The organism is Massilia sp. ST3 (genome assembly GCF_018119405.1).
Classification (GTDB): Bacteria; Pseudomonadota; Gammaproteobacteria; order Burkholderiales; family Burkholderiaceae_D; genus Telluria.
On record NZ_JAGPWC010000001.1, the window covers coordinates 183456 to 203408 of the forward strand.

16 protein-coding genes are annotated in these 19953 nt (G+C 68.7%); 8 read left to right on the plus strand and 8 right to left on the minus strand.

The genetic code is table 11. The annotated features are described in order from the left end of the window. Positions 1–2: 2 nt before the first annotated feature. A complete protein-coding gene (locus KBW98_RS00760) occupies positions 3–791 on the minus strand; it encodes a DNA/RNA non-specific endonuclease (protein ID WP_211518161.1) in 789 nt (262 codons plus the stop codon). Between the two features lie 184 nt (positions 792–975). Here KBW98_RS00760 and KBW98_RS00765 point away from each other — a divergent pair, with 184 nt between their 5' ends. The 4 genes from KBW98_RS00765 to KBW98_RS00780 all read left to right on the plus strand — a co-directional run bounded on the left by KBW98_RS00765 (position 976) and on the right by KBW98_RS00780 (position 2237). Then, entirely contained in the window at positions 976–1368 is a 393-nt protein-coding gene (locus KBW98_RS00765) for a hypothetical protein (protein ID WP_211518162.1), read from the plus strand. A gap of 1 nt (position 1369) precedes the next feature. Beyond that, on the plus strand, positions 1370–1627 hold the full coding sequence (locus KBW98_RS00770) for a DUF5985 family protein (protein ID WP_211518163.1): 258 nt from the start codon (positions 1370–1372) through the stop codon (positions 1625–1627). After that, positions 1620–1901, plus strand: a complete 282-nt coding sequence (locus KBW98_RS00775; protein ID WP_229428892.1) for a DUF5985 family protein — start codon at positions 1620–1622, stop codon at positions 1899–1901. Before KBW98_RS00770 ends, KBW98_RS00775 begins: the two co-directional genes overlap by 8 nt. Before the next feature lie 66 nt (positions 1902–1967). Further along, on the plus strand, positions 1968–2237 hold the full coding sequence (locus KBW98_RS00780) for a hypothetical protein (protein ID WP_211518164.1): 270 nt from the start codon (positions 1968–1970) through the stop codon (positions 2235–2237). 58 nt (positions 2238–2295) lie between these two features. Here KBW98_RS00780 and KBW98_RS00785 read toward each other — a convergent pair whose 3' ends face one another. Continuing rightward, a complete protein-coding gene (locus tag KBW98_RS00785) occupies positions 2296–3153 on the minus strand; it encodes a phytanoyl-CoA dioxygenase family protein (protein ID WP_211518165.1) in 858 nt (285 codons plus the stop codon). Positions 3154–3421: 268 nt separating this feature from the next. Here KBW98_RS00785 and KBW98_RS00790 point away from each other — a divergent pair, with 268 nt between their 5' ends. After that, entirely contained in the window at positions 3422–5773 is a 2352-nt protein-coding gene (locus KBW98_RS00790) for an ATP-binding protein (protein WP_211518166.1), read from the plus strand. A 10-nt stretch (positions 5774–5783) separates the two neighbouring features. Here KBW98_RS00790 and KBW98_RS00795 read toward each other — a convergent pair whose 3' ends face one another. Continuing rightward, positions 5784–6209: an NUDIX hydrolase gene (locus KBW98_RS00795; RefSeq protein ID WP_211518167.1), complete on the minus strand. Its 426-nt coding sequence runs from the start codon at positions 6207–6209 to the stop codon at positions 5784–5786. Positions 6210–6338: 129 nt separating this feature from the next. Here KBW98_RS00795 and KBW98_RS00800 point away from each other — a divergent pair, with 129 nt between their 5' ends. Then, a complete protein-coding gene (locus tag KBW98_RS00800; protein ID WP_211518168.1) occupies positions 6339–7433 on the plus strand; it encodes a mechanosensitive ion channel family protein in 1095 nt (364 codons plus the stop codon). 173 nt (positions 7434–7606) lie between these two features. After that, positions 7607–7849: a KGG domain-containing protein gene (locus KBW98_RS00805; protein WP_211518169.1), complete on the plus strand. Its 243-nt coding sequence runs from the start codon at positions 7607–7609 to the stop codon at positions 7847–7849. 306 nt (positions 7850–8155) lie between these two features. On the opposite strand, the gene KBW98_RS00810 is transcribed toward KBW98_RS00805, so the two are convergent. Next, positions 8156–10765, minus strand: coding sequence for an FAD-dependent oxidoreductase (locus tag KBW98_RS00810; protein WP_211518170.1), 2610 nt, complete (start codon positions 10763–10765; stop codon positions 8156–8158). 421 nt (positions 10766–11186) lie between these two features. Then, positions 11187–12404, minus strand: coding sequence for a hypothetical protein (locus tag KBW98_RS00815; RefSeq protein ID WP_211518171.1), 1218 nt, complete (start codon positions 12402–12404; stop codon positions 11187–11189). 180 nt (positions 12405–12584) lie between these two features. Between KBW98_RS00815 and KBW98_RS00820 the strand changes: the two genes are divergently transcribed. After that, positions 12585–13877, plus strand: a complete 1293-nt coding sequence (locus KBW98_RS00820) for an NCS2 family permease (RefSeq protein ID WP_211518172.1) — start codon at positions 12585–12587, stop codon at positions 13875–13877. Between the two features lie 118 nt (positions 13878–13995). Here KBW98_RS00820 and KBW98_RS00825 read toward each other — a convergent pair whose 3' ends face one another. Genes KBW98_RS00825 through KBW98_RS00835 form a run of 3 tightly spaced genes read right to left on the minus strand, consistent with a single transcriptional unit; the run spans position 13996 to position 19920 of the window. Continuing rightward, entirely contained in the window at positions 13996–17172 is a 3177-nt protein-coding gene (locus KBW98_RS00825; protein ID WP_211518173.1) for an EAL domain-containing protein, read from the minus strand. 31 nt (positions 17173–17203) lie between these two features. Beyond that, positions 17204–18280: a chemotaxis-specific protein-glutamate methyltransferase CheB gene (cheB, locus tag KBW98_RS00830; protein WP_211518174.1), complete on the minus strand. Its 1077-nt coding sequence runs from the start codon at positions 18278–18280 to the stop codon at positions 17204–17206. Beyond that, complete coding sequence (locus tag KBW98_RS00835; protein ID WP_211518175.1) at positions 18277–19920, minus strand: response regulator; 1644 nt, start codon at positions 19918–19920, stop codon at positions 18277–18279. Before KBW98_RS00835 ends, cheB begins: the two co-directional genes overlap by 4 nt. Between the last annotated feature and the right edge of the window lie 33 nt (positions 19921–19953).

A 19953-nucleotide genomic window follows, 5' to 3' on the forward strand; every position in this document is an offset into this window, starting at 1 on the left:
TGTCAATCGCGGTCCGCGCCGCGCGGCTTGCGTTGCTTGATTTTCGGCAGGCGCAGCATGCGTTCCTTCTGCTGGCGTGGGAGCGAAGGCAGCAGCTCGATGCCGACGATGCGCTCGAGCTCGGCCACCGGTATCACGTGGATCGGCGCCCCGCTGCGGTTCTCGACGAACCAGGCGGCGGCGGCTTTCTGGCGCGGACTGTACACCACCTTGTACAAGTGGCTGGGCACGATCACGTTGCCCACCTTGCGCAGGCTGGTCCCGAGGAAGGCCGGGCCGGTGATGACGTAGAGTTCGCCTTCGCGCTTGGCCATCTTGCGCACGCTCTGTTCGATCGGCGCCCAGATGTGCCGGTTGTGGTCGCCGTCCTGGGGCACCATGTTGGCTAGCGAAAAGCTCTCGCGCTGGGTGCGCCGGTCCGGCATGTCGCCATTCGGCGCCAGGTGGCCGCGGTCGAAGCCGCTGCGCGCGTAATCGGCCAGTTCGGCGCGCTGGCCTGGCGGCAGGCGCGGCTCGGCGTGGAAGGCGTTGTCGCGGTCGAGGCCTTCGGCGCGCTCCAGGTTATCGGCGCGCAGGTGCTCCGCGGACCACAACGGCGTCCGGGTCACGCCCGAATGCATGACGCCGAACACGCCGTAGCACAGTTCGCGGGCGCCGCTGGCCAGCTTGGGATTGCGGATCTCGGGCGCCCGCCCATCGAGGTAATGGACGGGACAGCTGGCGGCCTGAACGGCGCCAGCCGCGAACAGCGCGCCCGCCATGATCAGGCGAGCGAGGAAGGTACGGAACATGATGATCGAACTCAAAAAAACAGTGCGATCATTTTAGCCGACAGCAAACCTTCCGACTCCACAATACGGCCAATCACCGGTCGTACATACGGCGCACGATTGAAAGTGCATTGCTAAAAAGAATGATTTAGAATTTGTCTTTTCTTAAACGAAAATTTCCCTTCCGGAAACACATGATTCGCGAATGACACACCCGGATATCCCGGAGGACCTGCGGCGCTTCGTCTTGACGAGCGTGCCCTCCGTGCCGTTCCTGGAAGCCCTGCTGCTGTTGCGCGCCTCACCCGGCCAGCAATGGGACGGCACGGCGCTGGCCGAACGGCTCTACATCCGCGAGAAGGTTGCGCAGGGCCTGCTCGACGACCTGTGCACCGCAGGCATGGCGCGCCGCTGCGACGCGCCGGCCGAGCATGCCTATTGCTATGCGCCCGCCACCGAGGCGCTGCGCGAACTGGTCGACCGCCTTGCCGAACTCTACGCCAAGCACCTGGTGGAAGTGACCCACCTGATCCATTCCACCCTCGACCGGAAGGCGCAGAAGTTCGCCGATGCCTTCCGCTTGCGAAAGGACGCCTGAAATGGGCGAGATCATCTACACCCTCTGCATCCTGACCTCGCTGGCTTGCGCCTGGCTGCTGTTCAGCAGCTACCGGCGCACGCGCTACCGGCTGCTGTTCTGGAGCGGGTCCTGTTTCGCGGTAATGACCGTGAATAACCTGTTCCTCTTGCTGGACAAGGTCGTTTTCCCGAATGTCGATTTCATGCTGCCGCGCCTGATCAGCGCCCTGCTGGCCTGCCTGCTCCTCTTGTATGGTTTGATCTACGAAAATGATTGACCCTCTGAACGACCTCCTCAGCGGCGCGATCGCGATGGCTTCGCTGACCATCGCCCTGTTCTTCATCCGCTTCTGGCGCAGCTCGGCCGACCGCTTCTTCCTGTGGTTCGCGCTGTCCTTCGCGATCCAGGGCGCGCACCGGCTGTACGCGGTGCTGCGCGACCAGGGCGGCGAGGATTCGCCCTTGCATTACCTGATCCGCCTGCTGGCCTACGGCCTGATCCTATGGGCGATCCTGGAGAAGAACCTGCCGCAGAAGGACAAGCGCAGATAGCGTGCGCCCGGGGCCTGGGGGCTGGGAGATAATCAGAGCCATCCGAAACGATTCCAGGAGGACAGCATGGCCGAATCCAAACAGCCCTCGAACCCGCCTTCCAAGGACGGGGCGTCCGTGAACCGCGGCGGCGAGGACCAGCGTTCCGAGAACCTGCTGCCCGGCGAGGGCGGCGCCGAGGACGGACGCTTCGACGTGGCCGAGGAAGTCAGCCTCGACCAGCATTCCGACGAGGCCCGCCGCGTGGGCCAGGCGCCCAACAATGGCATCGCCGACGCCATCCCCGAAGGCCTCAAGACGCCGGTACCGGCCCAGCAGGTGCCCGACAAGCCTTGAACCCTATCCCGCGCACCGTCCTGGTGCGCGGAGCCTGCCGTACGATCCTTCCCCCTCTTTACGACATCGATACGCCCATGCGCAGGCCTTCGATGGTATGCGCCTGGTAGATCGCTTCGAGCTGGTCGACCACGCGGGTGTTCAGGTGACGCGCCACCTCCAGCGGCAGGCTGGCATGGAAGGCGCGCGACATCTGCAGGTCGTGCTTGACCAGGCTGGTGCAGTCGGGCGCCTCCGCGCCCACGACCAGCACCGGCCGCGAGCGGTTCGAGCGATTGGCGGTGCCGCGGTGGATGGTCAGGGCCGAACGCGCCGAGATGTCGCCCGCCTGTGGCAGCTTGCGCTGGGCGCGCTCCTCGTAGCGGGCCCAGGTCCCCTGCGGCGGGAACATCGGGTCGCCACCAGTCAGGTCGTCCCACTGGGTCCCGGGCGCGATCTCGAAGGGACCCATGTCCTCGGTGACGTCGACCGTCGTGATGTTGAACGCCAGCGAGCTCAGGCGCCGGCCCACCAGGGTCTCGGGCGGCGAGGCGAAATCCCGGTGCCAGGGCTGGTGCATGGCGCCCGGCCCCGGCACGTCGAAGCCCACCTCCACGATCTTGTAGTCGGGCCCCAGCACCGCGCGGCACACCGACACCACCCAGGGATGGGTGACGATGTCGAGGAAGCCCGACAGGCGTTCCGGATGGACCTCGACGTAGTAGCGGTTCGGCCCGCGCTCGAGCGCCCCGCCGGGGCGGCCGCGCGCCTCGTCGAACAGCATCGCGATGTCGGCGCCCAGGCGCTCGACCCAGGCGCGCTCGAAGGCGCCGCGGCAGGCGATGATGCCGTCGCCGTACAGGCCGCCCATGATCCGCGACACGTCGACCTGTTCGACGGTGGGGACGCCAGCCCCGGCTGTTTTGCTTGCTTCCATGCTTTTCTCCTTTCAGTCCTGCTGCGCCTTGGCACGAAAAAGATACTACCGGCAAAGCATGATCCGGGGCGCACCGGCCGCCGGCGCCATGCGGCGCGGGTGGCGGAAAAGAGACGTTGACAGCAGGTGGACACCCGCTTAGATTGTCGAAGAGACCACTATTTCGCTGCCGGTCCGCATGGGCCGGCGCCGCCAACGCCTACATGACCGAAGCCCCTCCCCGCCCGCCAGTTCGTGCACGCGCGTGCACGCCGATCGAAGGACGCGGATGCTGAGCGCCGGCGTCCATCCCACCGTCCTATTCATCTGCAACCTGCCCGTGGTGGACCCGGTAGTGCTGCAGGTATCGAACGAACTCGGGCAGGCGATCGTACGCGTCCAGACCGCTGCCGAAGGGCTGGCCCAGGCCAGGAACCACGATTTCGCGCTGATCCTGGCCGGCTATGCGGGCGATGCGGCGATGCTGCTCAACACGATCCGCCTGATGCGCGCCAACCTGCGTTCGCAGCATACGCCGATCGTGGCGCTCGGCCTGCCCGCGCCCGGCGCCGAAGCCGATCCGCCGCCGGTCGAGGCCTTGTACGAGGCGGGCGCCATCGCGGTGCTGCATGCGCCGCTCTCCCCGGCCATCCTCAAGGCCAAGGCGCGCTTCTACATCGACGCCTTCCGCAGCATGGCCGAACGCCAGCGCGCCGAATCCGACCTGATGGACACCCGCGCGCGCCTCGAGACCATCATCGCCGCTGCCGAGCTGGCGGTGTGGAGCTGGGACATCGCCCTGGATCGCGTCAGCGCCGATACGCGCATGGCGGTCCTGTTCGGGATCGATCCGGCGCTGGCCGAGAGCGCGCCGCTGGCGGCCTACCTGGCGGCCCTGCATCCGGACGACGTGCCGCTGATCCAGGCGCGCCTGGCGGAGGCGGCCAGCCAGGGCGGGGGCTACGACGCCACCTTCCGCATCCGGCTGCCGGGCGGCGCCTGGCGCTGGGCCATCGCGCGCGGCCACGTCGACCAGGATGCGCGCGGCGCGGCCGTGCGCATCCGTGGCGTGGTGATCGACGCCACCCGCCAGATCGAGGTCGAGCAGCAGCTGCGCGTGACCGAGGAGCGCTACCGCACCCTGTTCGATTCCATCGACGAAGGCCTGTGCGTGATCGAGATGCTGTACGACAGCAAGGGCCAGCCGGCCGACTACCGCTTCCTGGAAGCCAATCCGGCCTTCGTCAAGCACACCGGCCTGCGCGACGCCGTCGGCCGCACCATGCGCCAGCTCGCGCCGCGCCACGAGTCGCACTGGTTCGAGATCTACGGCCGGGTGGCCGAGAGCGGCGAACCGGTGCGCTTCGTGAACGAGGCGCGCGAGCTTGGGCGCTGGTACGACGTCTACGCCACCCGCCTCGGCCCGGCCGAATGGCGCCGCGTCGCCATCCTGTTCACCGACATCACCGAGCGGCGCCGCTCCGAGGACGCGCTCCGCAAGATGGCGTCGGACCTGTCCGAGGCGAACCGCCTGAAGACCGAGTTCCTCGCCACCCTGGCCCACGAACTGCGCAACCCGCTGGCGCCGATCCGCAGCGGGCTGCAGTTCATCCGCCGCGCGCCGGAGGATGCCGAGGCCGTGACGCGCGTGCACGAGATCATGGACCGCCAGCTGGGGCACCTGGTGCACCTGGTCGACGACCTGCTGGACGTGGCCCGCATCACCCGCGGCCAGGTGGAGCTCAAGCGCGAGCGGGTCGACCTGGCCGCGGTGCTGTCGAGCGCGGTCGAGACCAGCATGCCCCAGATCGAGGCCGCCCGCCATTACCTCGACGTGCGCATGCCGGCCGAGCCGCTGCTGCTCGACGCCGACCCGACCCGCCTGACCCAGGTGGTCAGCAACCTGCTCAACAACGCGGCGCGCTACACGCCGCGCGGCGGACGCATCGTGCTGGCCGCCGAGCGCGACGGCGGCCAGGCCGTCATCGCCGTGTCCGACAACGGCATCGGCATCGCCCCGGAATCGCTGGAAGACGTGTTCAAGATGTTCACCCAGGTCGGCCAGGACCAGCAGCCCGGTGCGGGCGGCCTCGGGATCGGCCTGTCGCTGGTGCGCAGCCTGGTGGAACTGCACGGCGGCAGCGTGCGCGCCGCCAGCGCCGGCACCAACGCCGGCAGCGTGTTTACGGTGCGCCTGCCGCTGCATGCCGAATTGGCCGAGGCGCCGCCCGTCGTGCCGGCGCCGGATGCGGCCCGGCACGCGCCGCCCGGCCACGCTGGGCTGAGCGTGCTGGTGGTCGACGACAACCGCGACGCGGCCGAGACCCTGTCGGCCCTGCTCGACCTGCTGGGCCACAGCGCACCGGTGGCGAACGACGGTCACCAGGCGCTGCGCATGCTCCCCAGCCTGCGGCCGCAGGTGGTCTTCCTCGACCTGGGCATGCCGGGCCTGTCCGGCTATGAAGTGGCGGCGGCGATCCGCGCCGAAGCCCGGTATGCGGGCATCAAGCTGGTGGCCCTGACTGGCTGGGGCGGCGAGGCCGACCGCGCGCGCACGGCCGCGGCCGGCTTCGACCTGCACCTGACCAAGCCGGCCACCCTCGAGGCGATCCAGGAAGTGCTGGCGCGGGTCCGCACCTGAGCCGGCCCCCTTACCAGTCGATGCCGAGCAATACCTCGGCCATGCGCGGCCAGCACAGTCCGCGCACTTCCTCGCGCGAGGCCCAGCGGTAGCCGTCCATCTCCGGCGTCGGTGCGCCGGTCGCGTGGTGCGGGAAGTAGCTGCTGCAGTGCAGGTGGTCCAGGCTGTCGAGTTCCGGCCCCGGGCGCACCAGGTAGAGATGCAGGCGCTTGTCGCGCCGGTACTCGAACGGCCCCAGGTCCTGGAATAGCGCCGGATCGAAGGCCAGCCCGGCCTCCTCGCGCAGCTCGCGCACGGCCGCTTCCAGCTCGGTTTCGCCGGGATCGCGCATGCCCTTCGGGATGTCCCACTTGGGGGTGTCGGTGACGTGGCAGAGCAGCAGCTCGCGCCGCGGATTGACGACCAGGGTGCCGCAGGAAACCGTGAATTTGGACATGCCGTGAAGTGGAGCGATGCAAAGGTTCAATGTATCGGCCGGCGAACAGGCTTGTCAATTGTGCGCGCCCCGCACGGTGCGGACCGCAAACTAGCACCTTGAACGGTTCTGGCTTGCGAGGAGCACTGCATGGATTTTCTGTTGCCGGGTAACGCACTGGAAGACTGGATGACCGCCGTCGGCGTCGCCATCGGAAGTACCGCCGCGATGTACGTGGTACGCAGCTACGCGCTGCGCAGGATGCACGAGCTGTCGCGCCGCACCGCCACCCGCATCGACGATTTCGTCACCAAGATGCTGGCCAAGACCTACCTGGTCTTCCTGCTCGCCATCGGCGTCTACCTCGGCAGCATGTTCCTGGTCCTGCCCGACAACTACCGCCTGATCGTCTCGCGCTGCGCGGTCGCCGCGCTGATCCTGCAGCTGGCCGTATGGGGCGACTCCGGCCTGCGCGCCTGGCGCAACCAGTTCCTGGCCAGTCACGGCGACGGGGCGCGCAAGGCCTCGAGCACCATCCTGTTCTTCATGATGCGGCTGGTGGTGTGGACGGTGGCCTTCCTGATGATGCTGGATAACTTCGGCTTCAACATCACCACCCTGGTGGCCAGCCTGGGCATCGGCGGCATCGCGGTCGCCCTGGCCACCCAGAACATCCTGGGCGACCTGTTCGCCTCGCTCTCGATCATGCTCGACAAGCCCTTCGAGATCGGCGACTTCATCATCGTCGGCGACGCCCTTGGCGCGGTCGAGTACATCGGCCTCAAGACCACCCGCCTGCGCGGCCTGGGCGGGGAGCAGATCGTGTTCTCGAACAGCGACCTGCTCAAGAGCCGGATCCATAATCACAAGCGCATGCTGTCGCGGCGCGTGGCCTTCATCCTGCGCGTGGCCTACGGCACCAGCGAGGCCCAGATGGCGCGCATCCCGGAGATGGTCCGGGCCATCGTCAGCGCGCGCAGCGACGTCGATTTCGAGCGCGCCCACTTCTTCCGCTATGGCGAGTGGTCGCTGGACTTCGAGGTGGTCTACCACTTCAAGAGTCCCGACTACATCCTGCACATGGATGCCCAGCAGGCGATCCTGCTCGAGATCTACCGGGAGTTCGAGCGCGAGCGCATCCAGTTCGCCCATCCGCTGTCGGTGATCCGGGTGGCCGAGCCGAGCGACCCGGCGGGCGGCTGGCTGCCGCATTCGCTGCCGCGCGGCAGCGGCCTCCGGCACTGATTGCGTGGGTGAGCGCGGCGCCGCTTCCCGGATATGGCCTAGTTAGCCGGACTCTTCCTACAGCGCCTGCCCTTTCCGTCCTATTCCCGGGCCCCCCATCCTGCCTAGGATGAAATCGAGCCCCTGGTCATCGGCGCCGCGCCGGCGCCGCCGGGGCCTACCCTGTCACCGGCATGGAGGCGATCATGGCATCGAACAAGCAAGGCGGAGGCAAGCGCGGATTCGCTTCGATGGACCCGCAGCGGCAGCGCGAAATCGCCGCCCAGGGCGGCCGCGCAGCCCATGCCTCGGGAAACGCCCACGAATTCAACTCGCAGGAGGCGCGCGAGGCCGGGCGCATGAGTCACAAGAACGACGGCAACCGCCAGAGCGGCAGCGGCGGCAGCCGCGGCGGCAACCAGGGCGGTAACCGCTGAGCACCACCCGTCATCCTCGCATGGGACGGCCGGACCGGCAGTGACGCGCTTGATGGCGTGGCTGCCGGTCTTTTTGCGTGGGTGCGTGGAACGTCGACTTGGGTCCCCGCCGCCGCGACGATGACGTGCGTACGGCGGGAACTGCGGACACTATTGTGGCCCCCCTGCATTAGATCGTCATCCCCGCGCAGGCGGACACCCAAGTTCGCACCGTAGCTTCCGAACCTATCAGTACCGTTAACGAAAAAACCGCAGGAAACCCTGCGGTTTTTTGAAGGGGTGGACGCCGGGGCGTCCGCCTCGGCATTACTCGGCCTGCCCCCCCACGGTACGCAGCGCTTCCTCGGTCTCCTGCACCCCGCCCCCGATGGCCTCCGCCGCCTTCTTGCCGGCCAGCAGGGCGTGATCCGAGTTGTAGTACTCCCACTCGCTGTAGCGTCCCGCCAGGGTGATGTCGAACTGCTTGAGCCAGTTCTTGCAGGTCTCGACGTTCCGGGCGCGCTGGTGGTCGTACAGCACATAGGCGATCGGCATGTCGACCTGGTTGGCGCACAGCACGGTGTCGCCTTCTTGGATCATGCCCACCTTGCGGCAGTCCTCGATCGCGCGCTGGATCAGCGCTTCGCCCTCCAGCGGCAGTGGCTTGTGCGGCGAGTACGAGATCTCGCAGGTAAAGCCGAAACCGCCCGGCGGATTGCATTCCGGGCTGGCGTTGCCCTGCACGAAGATGCGGTGGAAGATGGTGTCTTCCGGATAGTAGATCCAGTGCTTGTCGGTCGCGTTCGGGCGGTCGATGCCGATGTTCACACAGCGGATCGACACGTGGCGCAGGCCCTTGGCCGCGGCGCGCACTTCTTCCGGCGCCTGGTCGCCGATCACGCGGATCAGTTCCGGCAGCGGCATGGTCGACACCAGCTGGTCGTAGCGGAAGCGGCGGCCGTCGGCCAGCGCCACCACGTGTTCGCGCGGCAGCACCTGGACCACGTCGGCATTGGTCTCGATCTTGCCCTTGATGTGGGGCAGGAAGCCGTTCATCAGGGCCTGGAAGCCGCCCTTGAGCGGATAGCCGAAGCGCGCGTTCGGGCCCATCGGCTTGGCGACCGGCTCCAGCGCGCCCTGGATGATCTCTTCCAGGTTCGGCAGCGGCACGCGCCCGCCCAGCCACGACGTTTCCATCTCGCTCAGGGGCACGGTCCAGATCTTCTTGTTGTAGGGGATGGCGAAATGCTTGGCGATGCCCTTGCCCCACACCTTGTTGATGAATTGCTCGAAATTCTTCACCTCGCCCTTGACCGACCTGTCGGTGTTGCAGGCGTCCAGGGTGCCGTCGGCGCAGCAGTCGTCGATCGCGGCGGCTTCCTGCTGGTCGTCGTCGTTGGCGCCGTAGCGGGCCTCGATCGCGCCCATCACGCATTCGGTGATGACCTTGGGCGGCAGGCCATACAACGCGCCCTGGAACGGATAACGGGTAAACACGTTCTTGCTGTAGACCCAGGCTTCGCGGTTCTGCCAGTGCACGTTATCGCCCAGCAGCACCTCGTACATCTTGAGCACGTAGGGGTCGTTCGAGAACATGATGTGGCCGGCGTAGTCGAAGGTGAAGCCCTTGTCCTGGATCGAACGGCACCAGCCGCCGACGGTCGCGTTACGCTCCAGCACCAGCGTGTCGGCGCTCAGGTGGTAGGCGGCCGACAGGCCGGTCGGCCCGCTGCCGATCACGATGTTGCGGTACGAGGACTTGGCGCTCTTGGCCACCGGCAGCGGATTGACCGTGGCGGGCAGCGCTTCCGGATTCGCGGCCGACAGGCGCTGGGCCTTGTTGCCGGGCACGACATTCTCGATCAGCTCGTGCATGCGGCCGGCGGTGCGGTCCCAGGACGTGCCGGCGACCACTTCGCGCATGCGCTTGGCCATCTTCAGCTTGTCGCCTTCGGTCATGGCCAGCATGCGTTCGCAGGCTGCGATGTAGTCCTCGGCGCCTTCGGCAATCGCCACCACGTCGCCGTAGGGCACCTTGACGTCGGTGATCGGGGTCGAGACCGAGGGCAGCTCGGCCGCCATGTATTCCAGCACCTTGGTCGGGCTGATGAACTTGGTCGACTCGTTGAGCGCGAAAGGCAGCAGGCAGACGTCCCAGCCGGCCAGGAACTTCGGCAGGTCCGGGTAGTTGCGCTGGCCCATGTAGTGGATGTTGGCGGCCTGCGGCAGGTGGGCCGGGTCGATCTTGACCACTGGGCCGACCAGCACGATCTGCCATTCCGGATGGGCGGCCGCCATTGCGCGCACCAGCTCGGTGTCGAAGCGCTCGTCGATCACGCCGTAGAAGCCCAGTCGCGGATGCGGGATGTGGGCCTGGTCGGGGTGCGAGATGTCGCGGTCCTGGGCCTGGCGGAAGTGCTTGGCGTCGACGCTGCTCGAGAAGCAGTGGGCGTTCGAGTGGCGGTCGCGCTTGGACTGGTACAGGCTGGGGCCGCCGGTGAAGACCAGGTCGGCGATGTTCAGCAGCGCGCTTTCGCGCTGCAGCAATTGCTTGGGCGCGTTCTTGAACGCGGCAAGCTCGTCCATGCAGTCGTAGATGACCTTGGACGGGTGCAGGCCCTGCAGCAGCGGCAGGGCCATCGGGGTGTAGAACCATACCACCGGCTGCTCGCCGTCCGGGACCAGGTCGGCCAGCAGGGCCTGCAGGGTCGGAATCTGGTCGTCGTGGAAGCCCGGCGCGTGGATGGCGGTATGCGGGCGGCACACCGTGACGTTCGGCGCGACCGCCGTTTTCTGCAGGTGTGCCTGGCCCTCGCTATACACCGGCTCCTCGACGAAGAGGATGTTGTAGTGTTCCGCCAGACGCGTCATCAGGTGCTGGGGGCGCTGGAACACGAAATCCCAGCGCAGGTGGCAAAACACGATCAGGGTCGGCATGTTGATTTCCTTTCGCCTTGCTGGCGCTATAGTTGTTGGCAAAGATAGCCGGGCCGGTTCTCTCTCTCTCCGTCGCCCGGTCGGACAGGCCGGTTGAACCTGGCCGGACCCCGGAATCGTAACATGTAAATTTTTTAATGTTTTCATTTATGCATTGAAACATTGCCAACAGGAATCATGTAATGCCGGGCCCCGCTGCCTCTCTCCTAGGAGAGGGCTGCAGCTGGGTCGCCTCATGTAGGGAGGCTCCTACACCAATACAGGAAAACGGGCTACGAACGCCGGTAAAACTTTTGATCGTGCGCTACGAAAAGCACCGTCGAATGCACGGCATGCAGCCCTGTGGAGAGGGGATTACTGGAGTGGGATAGCGCGCGCGCCGTATTTCCGGCCCGCGCCAGGAAGAGAAAAAGAAAGCGCCTCAGGCCTCGCGGGTGGCGTGATACGGTTCTGCGCCCTCGGCATGGCCGTCCTCGCTGAAGCCGGCGGCCACCGACACGCCCTCCAGTCCGATCGACAGCAAGGCGTCGCACACCTCGTCGATCTCGGCGCCCAGGTCGGCCGCCAGGTCGACCGGCTTCTCTACGCTGCCCCAGGGCAGGCCGCCGTCGAGCGCGTACAGGTTGGCGCGCAGGACGATGTGCTCGCCCATGTCGAGCGGCGCCACCGCCGCATGAACCTGGTCCGCTTCGAGGTCCTTGGCCACGAGGGTGCGCCTGACCTCGGACAGCAGGGCCAGCAGGCCCAGTTCCGCCACCGCCCCCTCCTTGGCGCCGAAGAACAGGTCCTGGTAGAGGAAGTCGACGCTGAGGCGCTCCGGGTCGCGCGCCAGGCCGCGCCGCACCAGCGGGGCCACGTCGGCCGTCCAGTCGCGGTAGCGCTCCATGCGGCGCGCGAAATAGGCGTCGGCGCCCTCCTCGTCCTTCGGCACCCGGTAGAACGGATCGTCGGCGCGCTTGAGCGAGAAGCCGAGCAGGAAGCGCAGCTCCATCGCGGTCTCGTCGGGCGCCACCGGCTCGCCGGTCCAGCCGCGGATGCTGGCTTCGATGGTCGGCGCCGGCTGCAGCTTTTTCTCGAGCAGCGAGGCCGCGGCCTCGCGCAGCATCTCATGCAGCATGCTGTAGCTGACATGGTCGATCTCGGCCAGGTCGTAGGCATGGCGGATCAGCACCACCTTGGCCGAGGGGCTGTCCAGGCCGGCCGCCTGGAAGCTGGCGGAGAGCTGGGCGAAGGCTTCGTCGTCCTGGAACACCTCCTGGGCCGCCAGACCGCCGGTGCTGCGCACGAACAGCGGCACCAGGAAGGCGTCGATCTCGTATTCCGGGCCGTCCTCGCGGCGCAGGCGCCAGGTCGCGGCCTCTTCCTCGATGCGGCCGCGCAGGATGCGGCAGGCCAGCGGATCGGTGTAGCGCGCCAGCTCGATCGCCTCGTACAGCACTTCGTCGCGCTTTTTACGCACGGCCTTGCGCACCGCGGCCGCCAGATCCTCCTCGCGCTCATCCTCCGAACCGAAGCCCGGCACTTCCTCGCGCTCGGCGATCTCGAGGGCCAGGTCGGCCAGTTCCTGGGCCTGGGCCGAGGTATCGGGCTCGCGGACGTTGTTCGACTTGCGCGGGGCGGGACGCTTATTCTTTGGCATGGTGTGGTGCTTGGCGTGTGAAATGGTCAAGGCCCCATGGTAACGCATCGACCCGGCGACCGCGAACACACGCGCCCGGGCGGGCCCGCGACGGATGGGCTGGCGCGGTGTTATGCTTCCGGCAAAACCACAAGACCGGGCGCGGCCGGCGCGGCCCCGCCCCCAACCCGGGAAGCTCACATGCTCGAGAAACTCTTCAAACTCAGGGAAAACGGCACCGACGTCCGCACCGAAGTGCTGGCCGGCCTGACTACTTTCCTCACGATGGTCTACATCATCTTCGTCAACCCGTCGATCCTGGGCGACGCCGGCATGCCGAAGGAAGCGGTGTTCGTCGCCACCTGCCTGGTGGCGGCGCTCGGCACCGCCGTCATGGGCCTGTACGCCAACTATCCGATCGCGATGGCGCCCGGGATGGGCCTGAACGCCTACTTCGCCTACGCCGTGGTGCTGGGCATGGGCATCGCCTGGCCGGCCGCGCTGGGTGCGGTGTTCATCTCCGGCTGCCTGTTCATCCTGGTCTCGCTGCTCGGCCTGCGCGGCATGATCGTGGACGGCATCCCGCGCTCGATGCGGGTCGCGATCACGGTCGGCCTGGGCATGTTCCTGGCCCTGATCGCGCTCAAGAACGCCGGCATCGTGGTGCCCAACGAAGCGACCCTGGTCAAGGCCGGCGACCTGCACAAGCCGGAAGCCCTGATGGCGATCGGCGGCTTCCTGGTCATCGTCGCCCTCGACCGCCTGAAGGTGCGCGGCGCGATCCTGATCGGCATCGTGCTGGTGACGGTGCTGAGCTTCTTCTTCGGCGGGAACACCTTCAAGGGCATCTTCTCGCTACCGCCCTCGATCGAGCCGACCCTGTTCAAGCTCGACATCGCCGGCGCCCTGTCGGTGGGCATCCTGAACGTGGTGCTGGTGTTCTTCCTGGTCGAGCTGTTCGACGCCACCGGCACCCTGATGGGGGTGGCGCGCCGCGCCGGCCTGCTGGTCGAGGGCAAGATGCACCGTCTCAACAAGGCCCTGCTGGCCGACAGCGGCGCCATCGTCGCCGGCAGCATCCTGGGCACCTCGAGCACCACCGCCTACCTGGAGAGCGCCTCCGGCGTCCAGGCCGGCGGACGCACCGGCCTGACCGCGCTCACGGTGGCGGGCCTGTTCCTGGCCTGCCTGTTCATCGCGCCGCTGGCCGGCGTGGTGCCGGCCTACGCCACCGCCCCGGCGCTGCTGTTCGTGGCCTGCCTGATGCTGGCCGACCTCGGCGACGTCGAATGGGGCGACAGCACCGAAAGCATCCCGGCCGCCGTCACCGCCCTGGTGATGCCTTTCACCTTCTCGATCGCCGAGGGCATCGCCTTCGGCTTCATCACCTATGCGGCGCTCAAGCTGCTGACCGGGCGCATGCGCGAAGTGCGGCCGGTGGTGTGGGTGATCGCGGCGCTGTTCACGTTCAAGATCGCATACGTCGGCACCTGAGTCGGTCCCTGGACGGTAGGGTTGGCGGGGTGATTCGGGCCAGTGGCCCGAATCACGAACGCCCACGCGGTGATAGGTAGTGGCTCCGCTTTCGCGCCGGATGAGCTCGCCGCCAACGCTACTGGCCAATACGCGCCAGCCGCTTGCGCTCGTACTCCGCGAAGCCGTCCTCCAGCGCCAGGTCGAGTTCCTCGTCGTCCCAGGGCTTGATCAGGTACTTGAAGATGGCCCCGTGGTTCACGGCATCGGTCACCGATTGCAGGTCGGCCGCGCCCGACAGGACCACGCGGGTGACCGCCGGGTGCAGCTGGCGCACCCGCGGCAGGAAGGCCGCGCCGTCGTCTACGGCCAGGCGCTGGTCGCACATGATCACCCCGACCTCGGTGGTGGCGAGAATCTCGAAGGCCTCGGCGGCGTTGGCCGCGGACAGCATGATGGTGTCCCTGTGGCGCAGCGCGCGCCGCACCGCCGCCTGCAGGCTGGCGTCGTCGTCGACCACCAGCACGGTGCGCGCATACGGCGCACGCTGCAGCTGACCGAGCTGGAGCGAGGCGCCCTCGCGCATCAGGACTTCGCACTCCTCGGCCGGGACCGGGCGGCTGAACAGATAGCCCTGCATCTCGTCGCAGCCGTTGTCGGCCAGCAGCGACAGCTGGCCCTGGCTCTCGACGCCCTCCGCGATCACGGTCAGGCGCAGGCCGTGGCCCATCGCGATCACCGCACGCGAGATCGACAGGTCGTCCGGGTCGGACACGATGTCGCACACGAAGGACTGGTCGAGCTTGAGCTTGTCGACCGGGAAGCGTTTCAGGTAGTTGAGGTTCGAGTAGCCGGTGCCGAAGTCGTCGATCGCCAGGCGCACGCCCATGTCCTTCAGCTGGCGCAGGATGGCGAAGGTCTTCTGCGGGTCCTTCATCGACGCGCTTTCGGTCAGTTCCAGTTCCAGCAGGCGCGGTTCGAGCCCGGTCTCGTCGAGGATGCGCCGCACCGTCGCCGGGATCTGCTCCGAGAACTGGCGCGCCGACAGGTTCACCGAGACCGGCACCACCTCCAGGCCGGCATCCTGCCAGGCGCGGCACTGCTGGCAGGCGCGGCGCAGCACCCATTCCCCCAGCGGCAGGATCAGCCCGGTCTCCTCGGCCAGGTCGATGAAGACCGCGGGCGACACCATGCCACGCTCCGGATGGCGCCAGCGCACCAGCGCCTCGACCCCGACGATGGCCCCGCTCTTGAGGTCGACCTGGGGCTGGTAGTGGAGCAGGAACTCCTCGCGCTCGATGGCCCGCCGCAGCGCGTTCTCGAGGCGGAAGCGGGCTTCGGCCCCCTCGTTGAACTCGGGGCGGAAGAAGGTGTAGCGCTCGCCGCCGGCGTCGACCCGCGCCAGGGCGCTCTCCGCGCCCTGGGCCAGCGATTCGTAGCTGTCGCCGTCGTTGGGAAACACCGCGATGCCGATGCGCGGGTCCAGGTGCAGTTCCTCGCCTTCCCACGCGAAGGGACGTCCCAGGCACTCGAGGACCTGGCGCGCCAGCACGCCCAGCTCGTCGACCGCGCCGCGCCGCGCCGCCAGCGCGAAGGTGCCCTCGGCGTAGCGCGCCACCGTGTCGCCGGCCGACAGCGACGACAGGCGCCGCGCGGCGTCCGCCAGCAGGGCGCGCTCGGCGCGGTCGCCCAGGGTCTGGCGCACCAGGGACAGGCGCTCCAGGCCGATCACCAGGAAGCCCATCGCCTGTCCGTCCGCGCGGGTAGGTTCCTGCAGCTGCAGCACGCGGTCGCGCAGCAGCGCGCGGTTCGGCAGGCCGGTCAGGGAATCGTAGTTGCTCAGGTAGCGCAGGCGGTCCTCCACCCCGCGCAGCTCGGTCACGTCCATGCCGGTGCTGAGCACGCCCTCGATCTCGCCGGCGCCGTTGCGGATCGGCGCGGTCGACCAGATCACCGAGCGCACCGCGCCGTCGCGGGCCAGCCATTCGCCCTGGATCTGGCGCGGCATCTCGTCCAGCGGCAGGTCGTGCCAGAAGCGGCGCACCGCGCTCTCGTCGTCGCGCAGGGTGAACACGTCCCACACCGGGCGGCCCAGCGCCTCGGCCGCGGTCCAGCCAAAGGTTTCCTCGCACGAGCGGTTGAACAGCGCGATGCGCCCATCGGGCGCGCACAGCACCACCAGCGCGCCGGTGGTGGCCATCACGGTCGAGAGCAGGTTGCGTTCGCTCTGCAGGGCTTCGGTACGTTCGTGCACCAGGGCTTCCATGTTGGCGTACAGGTGGGCGCGCTCGATCGCGATCGCGATCTGGTTGCCCACCGTCCCCAGCACCTGCATGTCGTCGGCGCTCAGGGCTTCCGGGGTGGTCGCCAGGTGGAGCAGGCCCAAGTGGCGCCCGCCGGCGCTCAGCGGCACACAGGCATGCATGCCGCCCAGGGCCTCGCACTCATGGCGCAGCTCCGGCTGACGCAGTTCATCTGTCATCAGCATGCGCGCACAGCCGCATTCCAGCAGCGCCCCGGGCGCGATCGGGCCGTCGGCCTCGCTGACCGCCGCCACCCGCAGGCGCCCGTTGTCGAGCAGGGCCAGGCAGCCGCCGGCCACGCCCGGGAAGTCCAGCACCCGCTCCAGTGCGCTGTCGGCCACCGCGCGTTCGGTCAGCGCCGGGTTGAGCGATTCGGCGATCTTGTACAGGCCTTCGAGCGACTGGTAGGAGCGGGCGATGCGCTGCTTCTGCTGCTTGAGCTCCTCGGTCATCTGGATCGCTTCCTCGTAGGTCGAGATCAGGAGGTCGAAGATTTGCTGGCGCTCGGCCGTGATGAAATGGGTCTGGCCGCCCAGGTTGACCTGCATCCCGAGCTGCACCCGCTCGTTGCTGCGCAGCGCCCGGTTGGCCAGGATGAAGCGGATCCGTCCGAGCAGGTAGCGCGAATCGAAGGGCTTGCGGATGAAGTTGTCGGCGCCGCTGTCGAGGCCGCGGATCACGTCGTACAAGCTGGTCAGCGAAGTGAGCAGGATGACCGGGATGTCGCGCAGGCGCGGGTCCTGTTTCACCTCGCGGCACATGGCGAAGCCGTCCATCTCGGGCATCGAGATGTCGCTCACGATCAGGGTCGGGGCACGCTGGCGCGCCGCGGCCAGGCCTTCGAGGCCGTTGGCGGCGACCCGCACCTGGTAGCCGCCCTCGCGCGCCAGCAGGTGCGCCAGCTGCTCGGCCTGGGTGACGCTGTCCTCGACGATCAGGATCTCCACCGGCCGCGCCGGGGCCGGATTGTAGTCGGGCCGATAGTCGGATCTGTAGTCGTTATTCTTGTTCATGGCTCGCTGTGCTTCTCGTCAGTATTGCTTGCTACGGTGTCGAAAGTCCGAGGACCGACAGGCCGCTCCCCGGGTTGTGCGCGATCGCGTGGATCGCCTTGCCGATGCGTACCGGATCGAGCACCAGCGTGGCGGCGTCCAGCCGCACCGCTTCGCCCGGCATCCCGTACACGGCCGCGCTGTCGCGGTTCTGGACGATGGTCACCGCCCCGCCCTCGCGCAGCTGCCTGAGTTCCAGCGCCCCATCCTTGCCCATGCCGGTCAGCAGCACGGCAATGCTGGCCGGGCGCAGTTCCGGCGCCAGCGAGCGGAACAGGCGGGAGACGGCGGGCCGCATGCCGTGCTCCGGCGCCTCGGCCGACAGGCGCGCCTGCAGTCCCGCCGCCGTTCCCTGTGCAACGCCAAGGTGCGCACCGTCCGGCGCCAGGTAGGCGGCGCCGGGCGCCAGGATCTCGTCATGCGCCGGAATGCGCACCGGGAAGCCGCTCGCCGCCCCCAGCCATTCGGCCAGGCCGGCGGTGAAGCCGGCCGCCATGTGCTGGACGATCACCACCGGCAGCGGGAAGCCCTGGCCCAGCTGGGCCAGGATGTCGCGCAGCACCGCCGGGCCGCCGGTCGAGGCGCCCATCACGGCCAGGCGGTACCCCGGCTGCGGAGCGGCGCGCGCCTGCTGGCGCGCCGGCCGGGTGCCGGGCCAGCGCCGCACCACCCTCACCTCGGCCATCGATTTCACGGTGCGCAGCAGCGCGGCCGCGCTGGCCGCGTGCTCCGGATGCGCCAGGCCGTAGGGCCGGCGCACCAGCACCAGGGCGCCGACCTCGATCGCGCGGAAGCTGGCGCCGACCTCCTCCGGGTTCTCGCTGCCGCTGACCACCACCACCGGCGCCGGGCAGGCCTGCATGATCCGGCGCGTGGCTTCGTAGCCGTCCATGTTGGGCATCTGCAGGTCCATGGTGATCACGTCCGGTCGCAGGCGCAGCGCCATGGCCACGCCCTCCTCGCCGTCGGCGGCGCAGCCCACCACCCGGATCGCGGGATCGCCGCCCAGGATGTAGGCCAGCAGCTCGCGCACGGAAGGCGAATCGTCGACCACCAGCACGCGGATCATGTCATCCTCCCCAGCAGGGCCAGCAGCTGGTCCTGGTCGAAGCTGCCCTTGGTCAGGTAGGCGTCGGCCCCCGCGTGCAGTCCACGCTCGCGCTCGGCCGGGGTCTGCAGCGAGGTCACCAGGATCACCGGCAGGTCGGCGGTGCGCGCGTCGCGGCGGATGCTGGTGGTCAGGCCGATGCCGTCCAGGTGCGGCATCTCGACGTCCGACACCACGGCGTCGTAGCGTCCCTGGCGCAGGCGCGACAGGGCTTCCATGCCGTCCGCGGCCGCCTCGACCCGGTAGCCGGCGCCTTCCAGGATATGCTTGAGCAGCAGGCGCGAGGTGATCGAATCCTCGGCCACCAGCACGCGTTTTCCACCGTCCTGTCTCCCCTTCTCGACGCCTGGCGCCGCACCCTGGCTCGCTGCCGGCCCTGGCGCGGGTGCGCCCGGCGCCCGGGCCGCCAGGTCGTCCAGGGCCAGCACCGGCACCAGGCTGCCGTCGCCCAGCTGGGTGGCGCCGCTGAAGCAACGCACCCGCTGCAGCAGCGGGCCCAGGCCGCGCGGCAGTACGTCCTGTTCCGACACGATCGCATCGACCAGCAGCGCGAAGCGCCCGTAGCGCGCCCCGGCCAGCAGGGCCACGCCGGAGACCAGGGACGTCTCGGGCTGCGGCGCGCCGCACAGGGCGGCCAGTCGCACCAGCGGCAGCACCCGGCCGTCGGCCGCCAGGGTCTCGCGGCCTTCCACCGTCCGCACCGCCCCCGCCGGGACCGCGCGCACCGCGTCCAGCGCGCCCAGGGGCGCGGCGAAACGCCGTCCGGCCACCTCGACCACCAGGGCGCGCAGGCTGGCCAGGCTGACCGGCAGCAGCAGCTCGAAGGCGCAGCCGGCGCCCGGCCGGCTCTCGATGCGCACCGTGCCGCCGAGCTGGGCCACCTTGTCGGCCACCACGGCCAGCCCCAGGCCGCGTCCAGACACTTCGGTGAGCTCGGCCCGGGTCGAGACCCCCGCGCGCAGCGCCAGGGCGAGGCGCCCGGCTTCGTCCAGGCCTTCCAGGTCCGGCGCCACGCCGGCGCGCGCCGCCGCCCGCGCCACGCCCTCGGCGTCCATGCCCGCGCCGTCGTCCTCGACCCGCACCAGCACCTGGCGGGCATCGGGCTGGCTGGCCACGACCCGCAGCTGGCCGGCATCGGGCTTGCCGGCCGCGCGCCGCGGCGCCGGCGCCTCGATGCCGTGGTCGACCGCATTGGTCACCAGGTGGATCAATGCCTCGCGCAGCACCGCCAGCACGCGCCGGTCGACCTGGATATCGGCGCCCGCGCTGTCGAAAGCGGCTTCGCGGCCGCGGCTGCGCGCCAGCTTGCGCACCAGCGAGGGCAGCTCGCCAAGGGCGCTGCCGAAGGGTTCGAGCGCGGTTTCCAGCACCGCGCCCATCAGGCGCTTGCGCGTGATCGCCAGGCTGGAACAGCTGGCGGACAGGTCCTGGGCCAGGCGTTCGCAGCGCAGCTGGACCGCGGCATGGGATGCGCTTGCGCCCAGTTCGCGCGCCAGCTGGCGCAATTCCCCGGCCTGGTGCAGCAGCGCAAGTTCCGAGGCCAGCAAGGCCTCGGTTTCGGTGCGGATGGCGTCGATCTGGGCGGCGCGCACCCGCACCATGGCCAGCTCTTCGCCAGACTCTTATACACATCT